This is a genomic window from Microbacterium sp. PI-1 (assembly GCF_004337555.1).
Taxonomy (GTDB): Bacteria; Actinomycetota; Actinomycetes; order Actinomycetales; family Microbacteriaceae; genus Microbacterium; species Microbacterium aurugineum.
The window spans coordinates 26701-41129 of the sequence record NZ_SJYZ01000011.1; the positions used below are offsets into that span (position 1 = coordinate 26701).

Annotated in this window: 9 protein-coding genes; 3 read left to right on the forward strand and 6 right to left on the reverse strand. The window is 69.3% G+C overall.

Going from position 1 to position 14429, the window contains the following annotated elements:
• Positions 1 to 78: 78 nt before the first annotated feature.
• Positions 79 to 3345, reverse strand: coding sequence for a family 20 glycosylhydrolase (locus tag E0W80_RS10865; RefSeq protein ID WP_131492473.1), 3267 nt, complete (start codon positions 3343 to 3345; stop codon positions 79 to 81).
• The gene (locus E0W80_RS10870; protein WP_240740511.1) at positions 3336 to 4553 is read right to left on the reverse strand and encodes an alanine racemase; all 1218 of its coding nucleotides are present in this window, start codon (positions 4551 to 4553) and stop codon (positions 3336 to 3338) included. Before E0W80_RS10870 ends, E0W80_RS10865 begins: the two co-directional genes overlap by 10 nt.
• 25 nt (positions 4554 to 4578) lie before the next feature.
• Between E0W80_RS10870 and E0W80_RS10875 the strand changes: the two genes are divergently transcribed.
• Together E0W80_RS10875 and E0W80_RS10880 are read left to right on the forward strand one after the other, a co-directional pair.
• Positions 4579 to 4983 (forward strand): RidA family protein, encoded by a 405-nt coding sequence (locus E0W80_RS10875; RefSeq protein WP_047519842.1) that lies wholly within the window; start codon positions 4579 to 4581, stop codon positions 4981 to 4983.
• A gap of 109 nt (positions 4984 to 5092) precedes the next feature.
• A complete protein-coding gene (locus tag E0W80_RS10880; protein ID WP_240740512.1) occupies positions 5093 to 6580 on the forward strand; it encodes a L,D-transpeptidase family protein in 1488 nt (495 codons plus the stop codon).
• Between the two features lie 187 nt (positions 6581 to 6767).
• On the opposite strand, the gene E0W80_RS10885 is transcribed toward E0W80_RS10880, so the two are convergent.
• Positions 6768 to 8987, reverse strand: a complete 2220-nt coding sequence (locus E0W80_RS10885) for an NADP-dependent isocitrate dehydrogenase (protein ID WP_131492476.1) — start codon at positions 8985 to 8987, stop codon at positions 6768 to 6770.
• A 177-nt stretch (positions 8988 to 9164) separates the two neighbouring features.
• On the opposite strand from E0W80_RS10885, the gene E0W80_RS10890 reads away from it, so the two are divergent.
• Positions 9165 to 9623, forward strand: a complete 459-nt coding sequence (locus E0W80_RS10890; RefSeq protein ID WP_131492478.1) for a GNAT family N-acetyltransferase — start codon at positions 9165 to 9167, stop codon at positions 9621 to 9623.
• Between the two features lie 102 nt (positions 9624 to 9725).
• Here the strand turns inward: E0W80_RS10890 and E0W80_RS10895 are convergent, their stop codons facing one another.
• From E0W80_RS10895 to E0W80_RS10905, 3 genes are all read right to left on the reverse strand, one after another.
• The gene (locus E0W80_RS10895) at positions 9726 to 10541 is read right to left on the reverse strand and encodes a hypothetical protein (protein ID WP_131492480.1); all 816 of its coding nucleotides are present in this window, start codon (positions 10539 to 10541) and stop codon (positions 9726 to 9728) included.
• A 121-nt stretch (positions 10542 to 10662) separates the two neighbouring features.
• Positions 10663 to 12477, reverse strand: coding sequence for an ABC transporter ATP-binding protein (locus E0W80_RS10900; protein WP_047519850.1), 1815 nt, complete (start codon positions 12475 to 12477; stop codon positions 10663 to 10665).
• Positions 12474 to 14405, reverse strand: coding sequence for an ABC transporter ATP-binding protein (locus E0W80_RS10905; RefSeq protein WP_131492481.1), 1932 nt, complete (start codon positions 14403 to 14405; stop codon positions 12474 to 12476). Before E0W80_RS10905 ends, E0W80_RS10900 begins: the two co-directional genes overlap by 4 nt.
• Between the last annotated feature and the right edge of the window lie 24 nt (positions 14406 to 14429).

The window sequence follows — 14429 nt, forward strand, 5'->3', positions numbered from 1 at the left end:
TTTGTTAGTAGACCTTACGAACAAAATTTGTGCAACCTCTCCCCGCAGACCCGCGAGGAGGGTTACCGAAACGTTACATTACTTTCGATGCTCGACGGGAGTGCTCTCCGAGCGCTCCCTGAGACGGGCGACCAGGCCGGCGACGATCCCCTCCCTGGCCTCGATCGTGAGGGGCTTGCCGGGCACTCCCGGACGACGCTGATCGGGCGTGGGCCCATCCAAGGGACGATACCGCACACCCGCGGCGCGCAGACGGCGCAGATGGGTCGGAAGGCGCCGAGCGAAGTCGGCGTACGGTGCCGGCTCGCCGCCCTCCCAGAGCCGTTCGGCGATCGCCGCGAGCCGCGGGAACATCGCGAAGTCGACACGGTCACGGGTGGGCAGATGCTCGCTCCAGACGTTGGCCTGACCGCCCACCGCGCCCTCCTCGACGCGAAGCGAGTACGCGCGCTCGATCGTCAACGGCGGCCCCACCCTGATCGGCTCCTCCGCCGACTCCGATTGCGGGTAGTCGAGATAGGCCTCGAGGTCGGGACAGGCCACGACGGGGATCCCGCGCGACAGGGCGGCCCGCATCGCCACCGGCCCCCGCCAGGCGAGGATCCGCACTCCTTCCGGCACCTCGCCCTCGAGCACCTCGTCCCACGCGAGCGCCGTGCGCCCTCTGGCCCGGACGTGCGCGACGAAGTGCGCCGTGAACCACGGCTGCACGTCGTACGGGGTGGCGAGTCCGAGTTCCGTCATCCGCGCGGCGGCCGCCGGGCTCTCCGCCCACTCGGTCACGGGGACCTCATCGCCGCCGATCCCGATCCACTCCGAGGAGAACACCTCGCACAGGGCATCGATCGCCGCGCGCCCGAACGCCAGCGCGGCCTCGGTCGGCGCGAGGGTGCGGGGATTGACCCCGAAGCGCTCCCACGCGGAGACAGCCGGGTCGGCGACATCGACGTTGCCGAGCTGCGGGTAGGCGGCGAGCGCGGCCTGGACATGGCCGGGCAGCTCGACCTCCGGCACGAGCGTCACGAAGCGATCGGCCGCGTAGGCGACGAGCTCGCGCAGCTCCGCGGTGGTGTAATACCCCTCATGCACGCCCGGCTCGACGGTGGCGAGCGGACCATGACCGCGCTGCGTCGCTTCTCGGCGCGAGCCGACCTCGGTGAGCAGCGGGTAGCCGGGAACCTCGAAGCGCCACCCCTGGTCATCGGTGAGGTGCAGATGCAGGACGTTGAGGTGGTGCTCGGCGAGGAGGTCGATCACCCGACGCACCTCGTCGACCGGCCGGAAGTGCCGCGCCACATCGAGCATGACCCCGCGCCAGCCGTATGCGGGCGCCCCCTCCCACGCACCGGCCGGGACCAGCGCCGACTCCGCATCCGGATCGCGCAGCTGTCTCAGCACCGTGGCGCCCCGGAACACCCCGGCCGCACTCGCGCCCCGGACCTCGATGCCGTCGGCGTCCACGCGCACGCGGAAGGCCTCGTCGGCGATGCGGCCGTTCGACGCCGCCGCGGCGCCGAGGTCACCGTCGATGAGCAGCCGGATGGGTGCGGCGGCGGCATCGTGCCCTCCACCGCCCAGCCGCGCAATCGCGGCGGCGACCTCCGGTGACCCGGCGATCGGTGTCCCGCTCGTCCAGACGAAGCCGGGCTCCGCAGCATCGATGTGCGCCCGGACGCGGGGTACCGTCGACCGATGTGCCGCCGGTGGCATCCTCAGCGCCCGTCCCGGCGCGGCCCCCGTGGGTTCGCCGTCGGAGACCACGGCCACGCCGTCGACCAGCACCTCGACGATGCCCTGCGGAGCGGTGAAGGGGCTGTCGAAGGTGGCGCCCGCGGCGATCGTCTCCGGATCGAACAGCACCAGGTCGGCGATCGCTCCCTGCCGGATGACGCCGCGCGGGGCGTCTCCGCGGTCGAGGCCCAAGCGACGCGCCGGCGTCGCGGAAAGGTGCTGGACAGCTTCCTCCAGCGTGAGGACTCCGAGCTCGCGCACGTAGTGTCCGAGGTACCGGGGGAAGGTGCCACGGCCCCGCGGGTGCGGTCGGGCACCGATCAGGATCCCGTCGCTTCCTCCCGAGTGCTGCGGATGGCGCATGATCGCGCGCACGTTCTCCTCATCACCGATGTGCATCAGGATCCCGGTCGCACCGGCATCGGCGAGCACCGTGTCGAGCACGACGTCGACGGCCCGTCGTCCGGTCGTCTCGGCGATCTCCGCCACCGTGCGACCGACGAGATCGGCGAGTGCGGGGTTGGCGGTGCCGGAGATCTGGATCTGCGTCCAGTCCGCCGTCTCGCCGTGGAACCCGTCGCAGCCGATGTCCTCGAGCTCTACGCGCACGGCTTCGCGGCCGGCGGCGTCGAGGTCCGAGATGACACGCAGCAGGTCACCCGTCGCTGCCAGCCTGCTCGGCAGCAGAGCCGCGAGCGTCGTCGCACCAGGCAGGTAGGGGTAGGTGTCCAGGGTCACGTCGACACCGTCGGCGATGGCCCCATCGATCACTGCCAGCAGTTCCCCGGCGCGTCCCCTGTTCGGAGCGAAGTTCATGGTGGCGTGCGTGAGATGCACGGGGCAGCCGGTGCGGCGACCGATGTCGAGCGCCTCCCGGTAGGCATCGAGCGCTCCCCCGCCGTAGCTGCGGGTGTGCGGGGCCCAGTATCCGCCGCGCTCGGCGACCACCCGGCACAGCGCCTCGAGTTCGGCCACGTCGGCATACATCCCGGGCGTGTAGGTGAGGCCGCTCGACATCCCGAAGGCGCCGGCGTCGAGAGCCGCGCCCAGCAGCTCCGCCATCGCGGTGATCTCCTCGGCGGTCGCCGGACGGTTCTCGTGACCGACCACCATCATCCGGAGGTTCCCCTGGGGCACGAGGACAGCGGCGTTCGCGACCGTCGCCGCGTCGATCGCGGAGAGGAGGTCGTCCATGGTGCGCCAGGGCGTGTCGGCGGGCATCCCGTTCCATCCGGCGATCTGGCCCGGGATGACCGCGGCGGTGGCGTCGTCGAGCGGCGCATAGCCGAGACCGTCCTGGCCGAGGACCTCGGTCGTCACGCCCTGCCGGATCTTCGCGTCGTGGGCGGTGCCGCTCAGCACCGCGAGCTCGCTGTGGGCGTGCATGTCGATGAATCCGGGGGCGAGCACGAGACCGCGCGCGTCGATCTCGATCGCCCCGTCCGGAAGGTCGAGGACATCGTCCGGCTCGGCGACCGGCAGGACCGCGACGACCCGGGCCCCTTCGACCGCCACGTCGGCAATGAAGCGGGCGGCACCCGTCCCATCGACGACCGTCGCTGAGCGATACACCCGCACCAGCCCGACCGCAGCCTTCTCCGCGCTCAGAAGCATGTCGCGACCGCTCCGATCACGCGAGGATCAGCGGCGTCGGGATCGTCGATGACCGCGACCACCCGCCACTTGTCGAACGCCGTGCACGGGTGTGAGAGACCGAGACGCACGACGTCGCCGACGGCCACCGCCGCGCCGTCCGTGAGGTGGAGGAAGGCGTGCTGGTCGTTCAGGGCGGTGATCTCCCCTTCGACGGATTGCGGCACGGGCAGGTCGAGATCGAACGGCACATCCCGCCGACCCGCATCGAGCAGGGCGAGTCCGTCCTCCGGCTGCGACACGACGCGGGACCAGGCGTGCATCGCGGAGCGAAGCGGCGCGGTGCCGGTCACGGGGCCGAACGGGGACATCCGTGAATAGAAGCCGTCGTCGTGGATCTGGAACGCGCCCGAGCGGAGGACGACATCCGCCCCGGTCCCCGCGGAGGAAAGCACAGCCGCCGCGCGGTCGGGAAACGCGCTACCGCCGGCACTGAGCACGGGCCGGACACCTTCGGGGTACTCCACCCTCGTGTGCAGTGCGACCATGGTCCGGAGGTAGGCGTCGACAGCCTCGATGGACGCGTCACTGCGGTCCGGTCCGAACGGTCCCTCGTAACCCGTGACACCGGCGAGCCGGAGACCGGGGGCGTCCGAGATCGCCTGAGCGATCCGCTCCCCCTCCGCCACGGTCCGCGCGCCCGTACGGCCGTGGGCGCCGCCCAGCTCGACGAGGACATCGAGCGGTCGTGCCGCATCACCCATCCCCGCCGCCAGGATCTCGACCCCGGCGATCGAGTCCGCCCCGCACAGGACGCGCAGATCCTCGTCGGCGGCGAGCAGCTCACCGAGTCGACGCACGGCGGCGCGGTCGGTGACGGCGTTGGCGATCAGGACGGTCGGGACGCCCGCGTCGATCGCCACCTCGGCCTGCCACGGTGTGGCGACCGAGATGCCCCACGCACCCGCGTCGAGGAGCCGCTGCCAGAGCGCCGGCGCCATCGTGGTCTTGCCGTGCGGGGCGAGCAGCACCCCCTGCTCCTTCGCCCAGGCGAACACGGTCTCCTCGTTGTGGCCCAGCGCCTCCTCGTGCACCGTGAGCACCGGGGTGACCAGATCGGAGAGGCGCAGTCCGGCATCGGGCACCTCCGAGAGACGGAGTCCCGCGGCGCGTGCCGGGAAGCCCTTCGTCCAGGCGCCGAGAACGGGATCCGGAATTTGTAGAGGCATCTAACAAGGCTACTAGGCTGGCGGCATGACCGCGAAGATCCGAGTTTCCACCGACGCCGCCCCCGCCCCCGCCCACACCTTCTCCCAGGGGATCCGCAAGGGTCCGTTCGTGCAGGTCTCCGGGCAGGGCCCCGTCGACCCGCAGACGAACGAATACCTCCACCCGGGGGACGTCGCCGCGCAGACCACTCGCACCCTCGAGAACGTCAAGGCGATCGTGGAGGCATCGGGCGCGACCTTCGATGACGTCGTGATGCTGCGCGTCTACCTCACCAAGCGCGAGGACTTCCCGATCATGAACGACGCCTACGGTGCGTTCGTCACGGCACACACCACGAGCGGCGTGCTCCCCTCGCGCACCACCGTCTTCACCGGCCTGCCGCGGGAGGAGATGCTCGTCGAGATCGACGGCATCGCCATCATCGACTGACCCCCGGAGCGCGGGGGGGTGACGATACCACGGACCGTTGCCTCCCCGTTACCTCCCATCCCGTACCATTGATCCCCAGGACACGTTTGAGAACCGGGGGGTGAAGTTCGTGACCGATCTGATTTCTGCGCCGGGCGCAGCCGAGGCGCACGGAGACGACTCCGCCCCGACGGCCGTGCTCACGCCGGCAGACGCGCCGACCGACGCCGCGCCGCCCACCACCGGCGAGCAGCCGCTGGCCTGGGCTCCGATCGAACCGGCCCCCAAGAAGCGGCACCTCGGCCTCTGGATCGGGATCGGTCTCGGCGCCGTCGCTCTGGGCGCAGGTGCCGCATCCCTGGTCCTCATCGCACCGGGCACCACCGTCGCCGGAGTGCCGGTCGGCTGGATGACGCCGGGCGCTGCCGCCGAGGCCGTCAGCACGCAGATCGCTCAGACCGAGGTCACCCTGACGGGTGCGGGAGAAGACACCGTGCTCACCGGCGCAGACCTCGGCGCCACGGTCGACGCCACCGCGCTCGCCGATACCGCTTTCGCAGAGCGTCCGCTCTGGAATCTCGGCATGTGGATGGGCGATCCCGTCCCGGGCGAGATCACCCTCGATGCCGACACCGCGTCCGCGGCGCTGCGCAGCGCCGTCCCGACGAGCTTCGACGACCCGGTGGACGCCGGTGTCGCGTTCGACGCGGCCGCCGGCACCTACGTCATCACCCCGTCGGAGGCCGGCACCGGAATCGATGTCGACGATCTCAACGCCGCCTTCGCCGACGCGGTCGCCGGCGGGAGCATGACGTTCGACTACCCGGGTGGTCCTGCCGAAGCCCTGCCCGCCGTCTCCGACGACGACGCCACGGCCACGGCCGCCTCCCTCAACACCATGCTCTCGACCGTCGGCTTCTACGTGGGCGATGAACGCACCGTCCCCGTCGCGCCGGCAGTCGCCGCCAGCTGGCTCACCGTGATCGATGAAGACGGCCAGCTGCGCATCGAGGCCGACCCCGCGACCATCCAGGCGACCGTCGACACGCTTCCCGGACTCGTCGACCGCGCTCCGGTCAACGCCACGAACATCGTCGACTCCGGCGGCACCGTGCTCCGCGCCGAGCGGGAGGGCGTCGCAGGCCGCGCGCTCGGTGACACCTCAGACGTCGCGGCGGAGTTCGCTCAGCAGCTCGCCGCGGGCGACGGCGTCTACAAGCTCACGGTCACCGAGACCGCATTCGAGACGGTCAACCTCTTCCGTCGTATCGAGATCAACCTGAGCCAACAGCGCACGTACCTCTTCGAGAACGACGAGGTCGTCAAGTCCTGGGCCGTCTCCACCGGTCTTCCGGGCACCCTGACCCCGGCGGGCAACTTCCGAGTGTTCGCGCACACGGCGATGCAGGACATGGGTTGCTTCGAGGGCGCGCCCTACTGCACGGAAGACGTCCCGTGGATCACCTGGTTCGCCCCGAACATCGGCTTCCACGGCACCTACTGGCACAACAACTTCGGTCAGCGGATGAGCCACGGCTGCGTCAACCTGCCGATCGATCTGGCCAAGTACGTCTACGACTGGTCCCCCGAGGGCCTCGAGATCTCCGTCTACTACTGATCCGCACGCACCCCTGATCCGCACGCACCGCTGATCCGCGCCGGCCGCGCAGATGCATGACCGAACCACACGTGCATGACCCCGCCCCCGGACCGGGTCATGCACGTGCTCGGGGATCATGCATCCGGAAGGGAGCTGGGACAGGAAAGGGGGCGGATGCCGACGCATCCGCCCCCTTTCCCGTGGATCAACGCAGGGCGTCGACGATGCCGTTCAGCGTCACGGACGGGCGCATGACAGCGGAGACGAGGGCGTCATCGGGACGGTAGTAGCCGCCGATCTCCACCCGCGCACCCTGCACCGCGTTGAGCTCGGAGACGATCTTCTCCTCGTTCTCGGTGAGCGTCGCGGCGATCGGGGCGAAGGCCGCAGCGAGTTCGGGGTCCTTCGTCTGCTTCGCGAGCTCCTGCGCCCAGTACAGGCCCAGGTAGAAGTGGCTCCCGCGATTGTCGATCGTTCCGAGCGCGCGTCCCGGCGAACGGTCCTCTTCGAGGAAGGTTCCGGTCGCGGCGTCGAGGGTCTCGGCCAGCACCCGCGCCTTCTCGTTGCCCGTACGGTCGGCGAAGTGCTCGAGCGAGGCGGCCAACGCGAAGAACTCGCCCAGCGAGTCCCAGCGCAGGTAGTTCTCCTCCACCAGCTGCTGCACGTGCTTGGGTGCGGAGCCTCCTGCCCCCGTCTCGAACAGTCCACCGCCGGCGAGGAGCGGCACGATCGAAAGCATCTTGGCGCTCGTGCCGACCTCGAGGATCGGGAACAGGTCGGTCAGGTAGTCGCGCAGCACGTTGCCCGTCACCGAGATGGTGTCCAGGCCGTGGCGCATGCGCGCGAGCGTGTAGCGCGTGGCTTCCTCGGGCGCGAGGATCGTGATCGTCAGCCCCTTGGTGTCGAGCGTCGCGAGCCCCTGGTGCACCTTGGCGATGATCTGCGCGTCGTGCGAGCGGTTGGCGTCGAGCCAGAACACCGCGGGGTCGCCGGTGGCACGGGCACGCGAGACCGCGAGTCGGACCCAGTCCATCACCGGGATGTGCTTGGTCTGCGTCGCGCGCCAGATGTCACCCTTGCCGACCGTGTGCTCGATGACGACGGTGCCCTCGCTGTCGAGCACCTGGACGATGCCGTCCGCCGCGATCTCGAAGGTCTTGTCGTGGCTGCCGTACTCCTCGGCCGCCTGCGCCATCAGCCCCACGTTGGGAACGGTGCCGATCGTGGCGGGGTCGAGCGGACCGTTGGCGATCACGTCGTCGATCACGGCCTGGTAGACGCTCGCGTAGGAGGAGTCGGGGATGACGGCGAGAGTGTCCGCCTCTTCCCCGTCCTTGCCCCAGAGCTTGCCGCCGTTGCGGACGAGCGCGGGCATCGACGCGTCGACGATCACATCGCTCGGCACGTGCAGGTTCGTGATGCCCTTGTCGGAGTTCACGTACGAGAGGCGGGGCCCCTCGGCGATGGCCTGGTCGAAGGCCGCGGCGATCTCTTCGCCCCCCGCGACGTTCGCGAGTCCGCTGAGGATCGATCCGAGGCCGTCGTTCGCGCTGAGCCCGGCAGCGGCGAGCTGATCGCCGTACTGCGCGAACACGTCGGCGAAGAAGGCCCGCACCACGTGACCGAAGATGATCGGGTCGCTGACCTTCATCATGGTGGCCTTGAGGTGCACCGAGTAGAGCACGTCGTCGGCCTTCGCGGCCGCCAGAGTGTCGGCGAGGAACGCGTCGAGCTCCGTGGCTGAGAGGAAAGTCGCGTCGATGATCTCGCGCGGCAGGACCTTGAGTCCTTCCTTGAGCACCGTGACCGTGCCGTCCTCCGCGGTGTGACGGAAGCTGAGCACGTCGTCGTGGGCCGCGACCCAGGAACGCTCGTTGTGCTTGAAGTCGTCGTGGCCGAGGGTCGCGACACGGGTCTTCGATCCCGCAGCGAACGGCTTGTTGCGGTGCGGGTGCTTCTTCGCGTAGTTCTTCACCGCGAGAGGAGCGCGGCGGTCACTGTTGCCCTCACGCAGCACCGGGTTCACGGCGGAGCCCTTGATGCGGTCGTAGCGGGCCCGGACGTCCTTCTCCTCGAGCGACGACGGCTCGTCCGGGAAGTCCGGGATGTCGTAGCCCTGCGCCTGCAGCTCGGCGATCGCGCCCTTGAGCTGGGGAATGGACGCCGAGATGTTCGGCAGCTTGATGATGTTCGCCTCGGGGAGCGTGGCGAGTCCGCCCAGTTCCGCGAGCGCATCGCCGACCTGCTGCTCCGGCGAGAGCTTCTGGGGGAAGGCAGCGAGGATGCGTCCTGCCAGCGAGATGTCGCGAGTCTCGACCTCGATGCCTGCCTGGCCGGTGTAGGCCTGGATGATCGGCAGGAACGAGGCGGTGGCGAGCGCCGGCGCTTCGTCCGTGTGCGTGTAGATGATGGCGTCGTCGGTCACCAGGTGGTTCTCCGCTCTGATAGTCAATTTGTCTCGACACCAAGATACCTGAGTGGCTCTGACCGCGTGGCCGGACCGGTCCCCGCGACGCCTCCCTGGGCACGACGCGCGAGCACGCCGAAGTGAAATGTTCCGCGGGGACGTGTGCCTCCGCGCCGGAGGGGTTAGCCTGGGTGCATGTCCGAACTGCGCATGGTCGAACTCTCCGCTGCGACGATCGTCGCCGTGAACAACCTGTCGCTCAAGCCCGGACAGGAGCAGTTCCTCGCTCCCGTCTCGTACGGGATCGCGGCCACGGTCATCAATCCGAAGACGTCCTGGCAGCGGGTGATCCTCGACCGCAACGAGGTCGTCGGCTTCGTCAGCGCGAACTTCGACGACGAAGCGCCGGAGGAGCACTTCCGCTCCGTGCTGTGGCGCATCAACGTGGACGCCGACGATCAGGGACGCGGCGTCGGCCGGTATGCGGTCGAGTCCCTCATCGACGAAGCCCGCGCACGTGGTGTCGACCACGTCAACGTGATCTACGAGGCCGGAGAGGGCGGTCCGGAGACGTTCTTCCACCGCGTCGGGTTCACGCCCGTCGGCGAGACCGCCTACGGCGAGGTCATCGCCGAGATCCGAGTCACACCCTAGACCGGCGGCGGGGTCTCGAATCCCCTCCCCCATCGAGACCTCGTCGCCCTCGGCTGCGGGACCGCTCCCACGCACCTTCGGGGCCGCGTGCGCCTCGCGTGGTCAGCGATCGCTGCGGGGCGGGTCTCCTCGGCGCCCTCGCGAGGCCCAGTTGGTCAGCGCCGAAGCCGCAGAGGCCGCCGCTCGTTCGATCGCCTCGGTCGAACGAGCGATGGCATCCTGAGCCGCGTCCTGCCACGCGGGCGCCGCCGGCACCTCTCCCGCCTTGACCCGGGCCGCGTGCTCGGCGACCTCGAAGGCACTCGCGAGCGCCGCCACCGCATCCCGGTACGCGGCGAACTCGGCGGGTGTCGGCCGATCCCCGAGCCCGCGTCGGAGCTCGCTCGCCCGCTCCGACGCACGCAGATACGCGACCGTCGCCGGCTGCTTGACGTCGGTCATCTCGGGATAGGCGATCTGGCGCGCGGGGTCGGTCTCATAGACCATCCACCGGGCGACCACCGCATCATGCGTGGAGCGCAACCGGTCGAGGGGACGGGGAGCGGAAGCCGCGGGAACAGCGGCTCTTGCGGCGTGGAGCCTCGCCTGCTTGGCCTTGACGTCGGCCGCGCACGCTTTGGCGTCGCGCTCGACGTCACGCAGCATGCGCCGGGAGCTCGCGACCTGATCGGGGGACGCCCGCCGCGCCGCGCGCTCCGCCACGACCCTGGCATGATCGGCGCGGGCGACCTTGAGCGCCGCGCGCCTCTCGACGAGTGCAGCCTGGGCCATCCGGAGGTCGTGCCGCGCCGCATCGACCTCGAGGCGCCGCCCGCTCATGGTGCTCCGCCTGCGCAGGCCGATCCAGCCGACCGTTCCTGCCGCGGCCGCGGTCGGCGCGAGCCACCACCACTCGGCGGCGAGCAGCAACGGGTCCATGATTCGATGCTACCGAGCCTGCGCGTCCGCCGAACCCCTTGCGCGGAGGCTCCGAGACGGACCTCCTCCGCTGCGGGCCCGGGGCGTGCCCGGGTCCGCAGCGGAGGAAGCGACGACATCATCAGACCAGTGTGCCCTGCCACGCTGCATGCAGCTGGGCGAACTTGCCCGTGCCTCCGATCAGCGCCTCGGGACTGTCGTCCTCGATGATCTTCCCGTGCTCCATCACCAGCACCCGATCGGCGATCGCGACGGTCGAGAGTCGGTGCGCGATGATGATCGCCGTGCGGTCCTTGAGCAGCGTCTGCAGCGCGTCCTGGATGAGACGCTCCGACGGGATGTCCAGCGATGCCGTCGCCTCATCGAGGATCAGCACCGCAGGGTCGGCCAGGAACGCCCTCGCGAACGAGATGAGCTGACGCTGTCCCGCAGAGACCCGTCCACCGCGCTTGTTCACATCGGTGCCGTACCCGTCCGGAAGCGACGAGATGAACTCGTCCGCCCCGACGGCCTTCGCCGCCGCACGGATCTCCTCGAGCGAGGCATCCGGCTTGCCGAGGGCGATGTTGTCGGCGACCGTGCCGCTGAACAGGTAGGCCTCCTGCGTGACCATCACGATCGCGCGGCGGAGGTCCTTCGGGTGCAGCGAGCGCAGGTCCACTCCGTCGAGTGTGACGCGTCCTTCCGAGGGGTCGTAGAACCGCGAGATCAGTTTCGCGAGCGTCGACTTGCCCGCGCCCGTCGTGCCCACCAGAGCGATCGTCTCGCCGGCGGGGATGTCGAGCGAGAAGTTCGGGAGGATCGTCTTCTCGCCGTTGTAGCCGAAGGTCACCTCGTCGAACCGGATGTGGCCGCGGGACTCCCAGAGGTCGACCGGCTTCTCGGGGTCCGGCACCGTCGGCACCTCTTCGAGCACACCCGACACCTTCTCCAGCGCAGCCGTCGCCGACTGGTAGGAGTTCAGGAACATCGCGATCTCCTGCATCGGCGCGAAGAAGTTGCGCACGTAGAGCACCGCCGACAGCAGCACGCCCACCGTGAGTGCGCCTTCGGAGACACGGATCCCACCCCAGAGCACCACGATGCCGAGGACCAGCGCGGCGACGCCCATCAGCCCGGGCTCGAACGTCCCGAACAGCAGCATCGATCGACGGTTCACATCGCGGTAGTCGCCTGCGATCTCCTGGAACGCCTTATCGTTGCGCGGCTCCTTGCGGAAGGCCTTCACGGCGCGGATACCGGTCATGGTCTCGACGAACTGCACGATGACCTTCGCGCTGATCACGCGCGACTCGCGGTAGACGAGCTGCGAGCGCGAGTAGAACCAGCGCATCAGATAGAACAGCGGCACGCCACCGATCGCGAGGATCAATCCTGACTGCCAGTCCCAGATGCAGAGGGCGATGAAGGTGAACACACCGAACAGCACGCCGGAGACGAGCTCGTTCAGTCCGCCGTCGAGGAGTTCCTTGATCGAGTCCAGGTCACTGGTCTGGCGCGAGATGATGCGGCCGGACGTGTAGGACTCGTGGAACTCCAGGCTCAGGCGCTGAGTGTGCAGGAAGATGCGCTTGCGCAGATCGAGCAGCACCGCCTGGGTGAGCTTGGCGGCGATGATCACGTACCAGGCGATCAGCACCGCGGCCAGCGCTCCGGCGAGCAGGTAGATGCCGCCGATCATGAAGGTCGGCATCCAGTCGGCCTGCTTCACCGCGGCCGGCAGCGCACGGTCGAGCCCGATGCTGATCAGGATCGGTCCGGCGACCTGCAGCGCGGTCGAGACGATCAGCACCGCAGCGGCCAGCACGATCTGCAGCTTCAGCGGGCGGACCAGGGAACCGAGCAGTCGGAGGGACCGACGACGGATCTCCTTGCTCTCCTCGCGGGTGTACTCGGAACGGTCCTCGTTCTGGGTTCCGGTGATGGCGGAGCTCATCGCTGCACCTCCTTCTCGATGATCGGGTCTTCGTCCGCGGCCTGCTTCGCGAGTCCCTCACGGACCTCTTCGGCGACCGCGAGCTGCTCGTCACGGATGATCGGGATCGCTCCGGTCCGCGCCGCCTCCTCCGCTTCCAGGCTGGAGATGACATGCCGATAGTGCCGGCTCGTCTTCAGAAGCTCGGAGTGGGTGCCGACCGCGGTCACGCGCCCACCCTCGAGCAGGGCGACCCGGTCCGCGAGTGCCACCGTCGACGGGCGGTGCGCGACGATCAGGGCCGTGGTGTCGGCGAGGACGTGCCGGAGCGCCTCCTCCACGAGCGCCTCGGTGTCGACGTCGAGCGCCGACAGCGGGTCGTCCAGCACCAGCACCTTCGGCTTCGCCGCCACCGCGCGGGCGAGGGCGAGCCGCTGACGCTGACCACCGGAGAGGCTGAGCCCCTCCTCACCGATCACGGTCTCGACGCCCTCGGGGAGCGCATCGACGAACGACGCTTGAGCGACCTCGAGGGCTTCGCGGAGCACCCGCTCCCCCTCTTCGCTGTGCACGTCGAGTTCGGCGCGGCCGAGCAGCACGTTCTCGCGGACGGTCGCCGAGAACAGCGTCGCGTCCTCGAACGCCATGGCGATGTGCTGGCGGAGCTCGGCGAGCGGGAGGTCCCGCACATCGACGCCGTCGAGCGTGACCCTCCCCCCGGTCACGTCGTACAGACGCGTCGGGAGCGTGGTGAGCGTGGTCTTCCCGCTGCCGGTGAGCCCGACCAGCGCCATGGTCTCCCCGGGACGCAGCACCAGGTCGATGCCGTCGAGCAGATCCCGCTCGTGCGAACCGGCGTCCTGGTAGCGGAAGTGCGCGTTCTCGAACGCGAGCTCTCCGCGCGGATGCGCGATGTGCACCGGGTTCTCCGGGTCGGTGATGGTGTTGGTCTCGGAGAAGATGTCGAACACGCGATCGGTGGCCGTGCGGGCGTCGAGCATGAACGAGAACAGGAAGCCGATCGACTCGATGGGCCAGCGCAGCACGACGGCCATCGCGAAGAAGGCGAACAGCTGAGCCTCATCGATCTGCCCCTGCGAGATCAGCCAGATCCCGGACATCAGGCTGAGACCGAACGCGATCTGCGGCATGAGGTCGAGCCAGAACCAGATCGACGCGATCGCGCCGGCCTTGCTCATCTCGGTCTCGCGGAGCGTCTCGGCCTGGCGGCTGAAACGGCTGAGCGCATGCTTTCCGCGCCCGAACGCCTTCAGCACTCGGATGCCGTGCACGCTCTCCTCGACGCTGGTCGCGAGATCGCCGGCCTGATCCTGGCTGCGACGGGTCAGGGCGCCGTAGCGCTTCTCGAACAGGTAGCCGCGGATCCACAGCGGGATCGCGGTCACCAGGAAGATCGCACCGAGCAGCCAGTGCCACCGGAACAGCAGGATCGAACCGATGATGATCGTGAGCACGTTGACGACGAGCAGGACCAGCCCGAAGGCGAGCCAACGGCGGATGAGACCGATGTCCTGCATCATGCGGCTGAGCAGCTGGCCGGAGCCCCAGCGGTCGTGGAACGACACCGGAAGGGTCTGCAGGCGCGAGTAGAGCTCGGTGCGCATCTTGTACTCGACCTCGGTCGAGGGATTGAGCACGAACTGACGACGCAGCCAGACCATCAGCGCTTCGCCGAGGGCGAGCGCGAAGACGGCCGCGGCGCCCCAGACGATCGCGCTGATCTCTCCCGACCGGACCGGGCCGGAGATGATCTGTTCGAGGACGATCGGGATCATCAGGGCGATGAGCGCGGCGATGAGCGCACTGGCGGCACCGCCGGCGAGCCGCCAGATGACGGGCTTCACGAAGGGCTTCAGGCGCCACAGTGCAGCCGGGGTGGAAAGAGTGGAGGAAGGCGAGGAGTTCTGCGCGGAAGGCGAGGAGGACATGTCTCTCAGATGAGTTTCGTATGG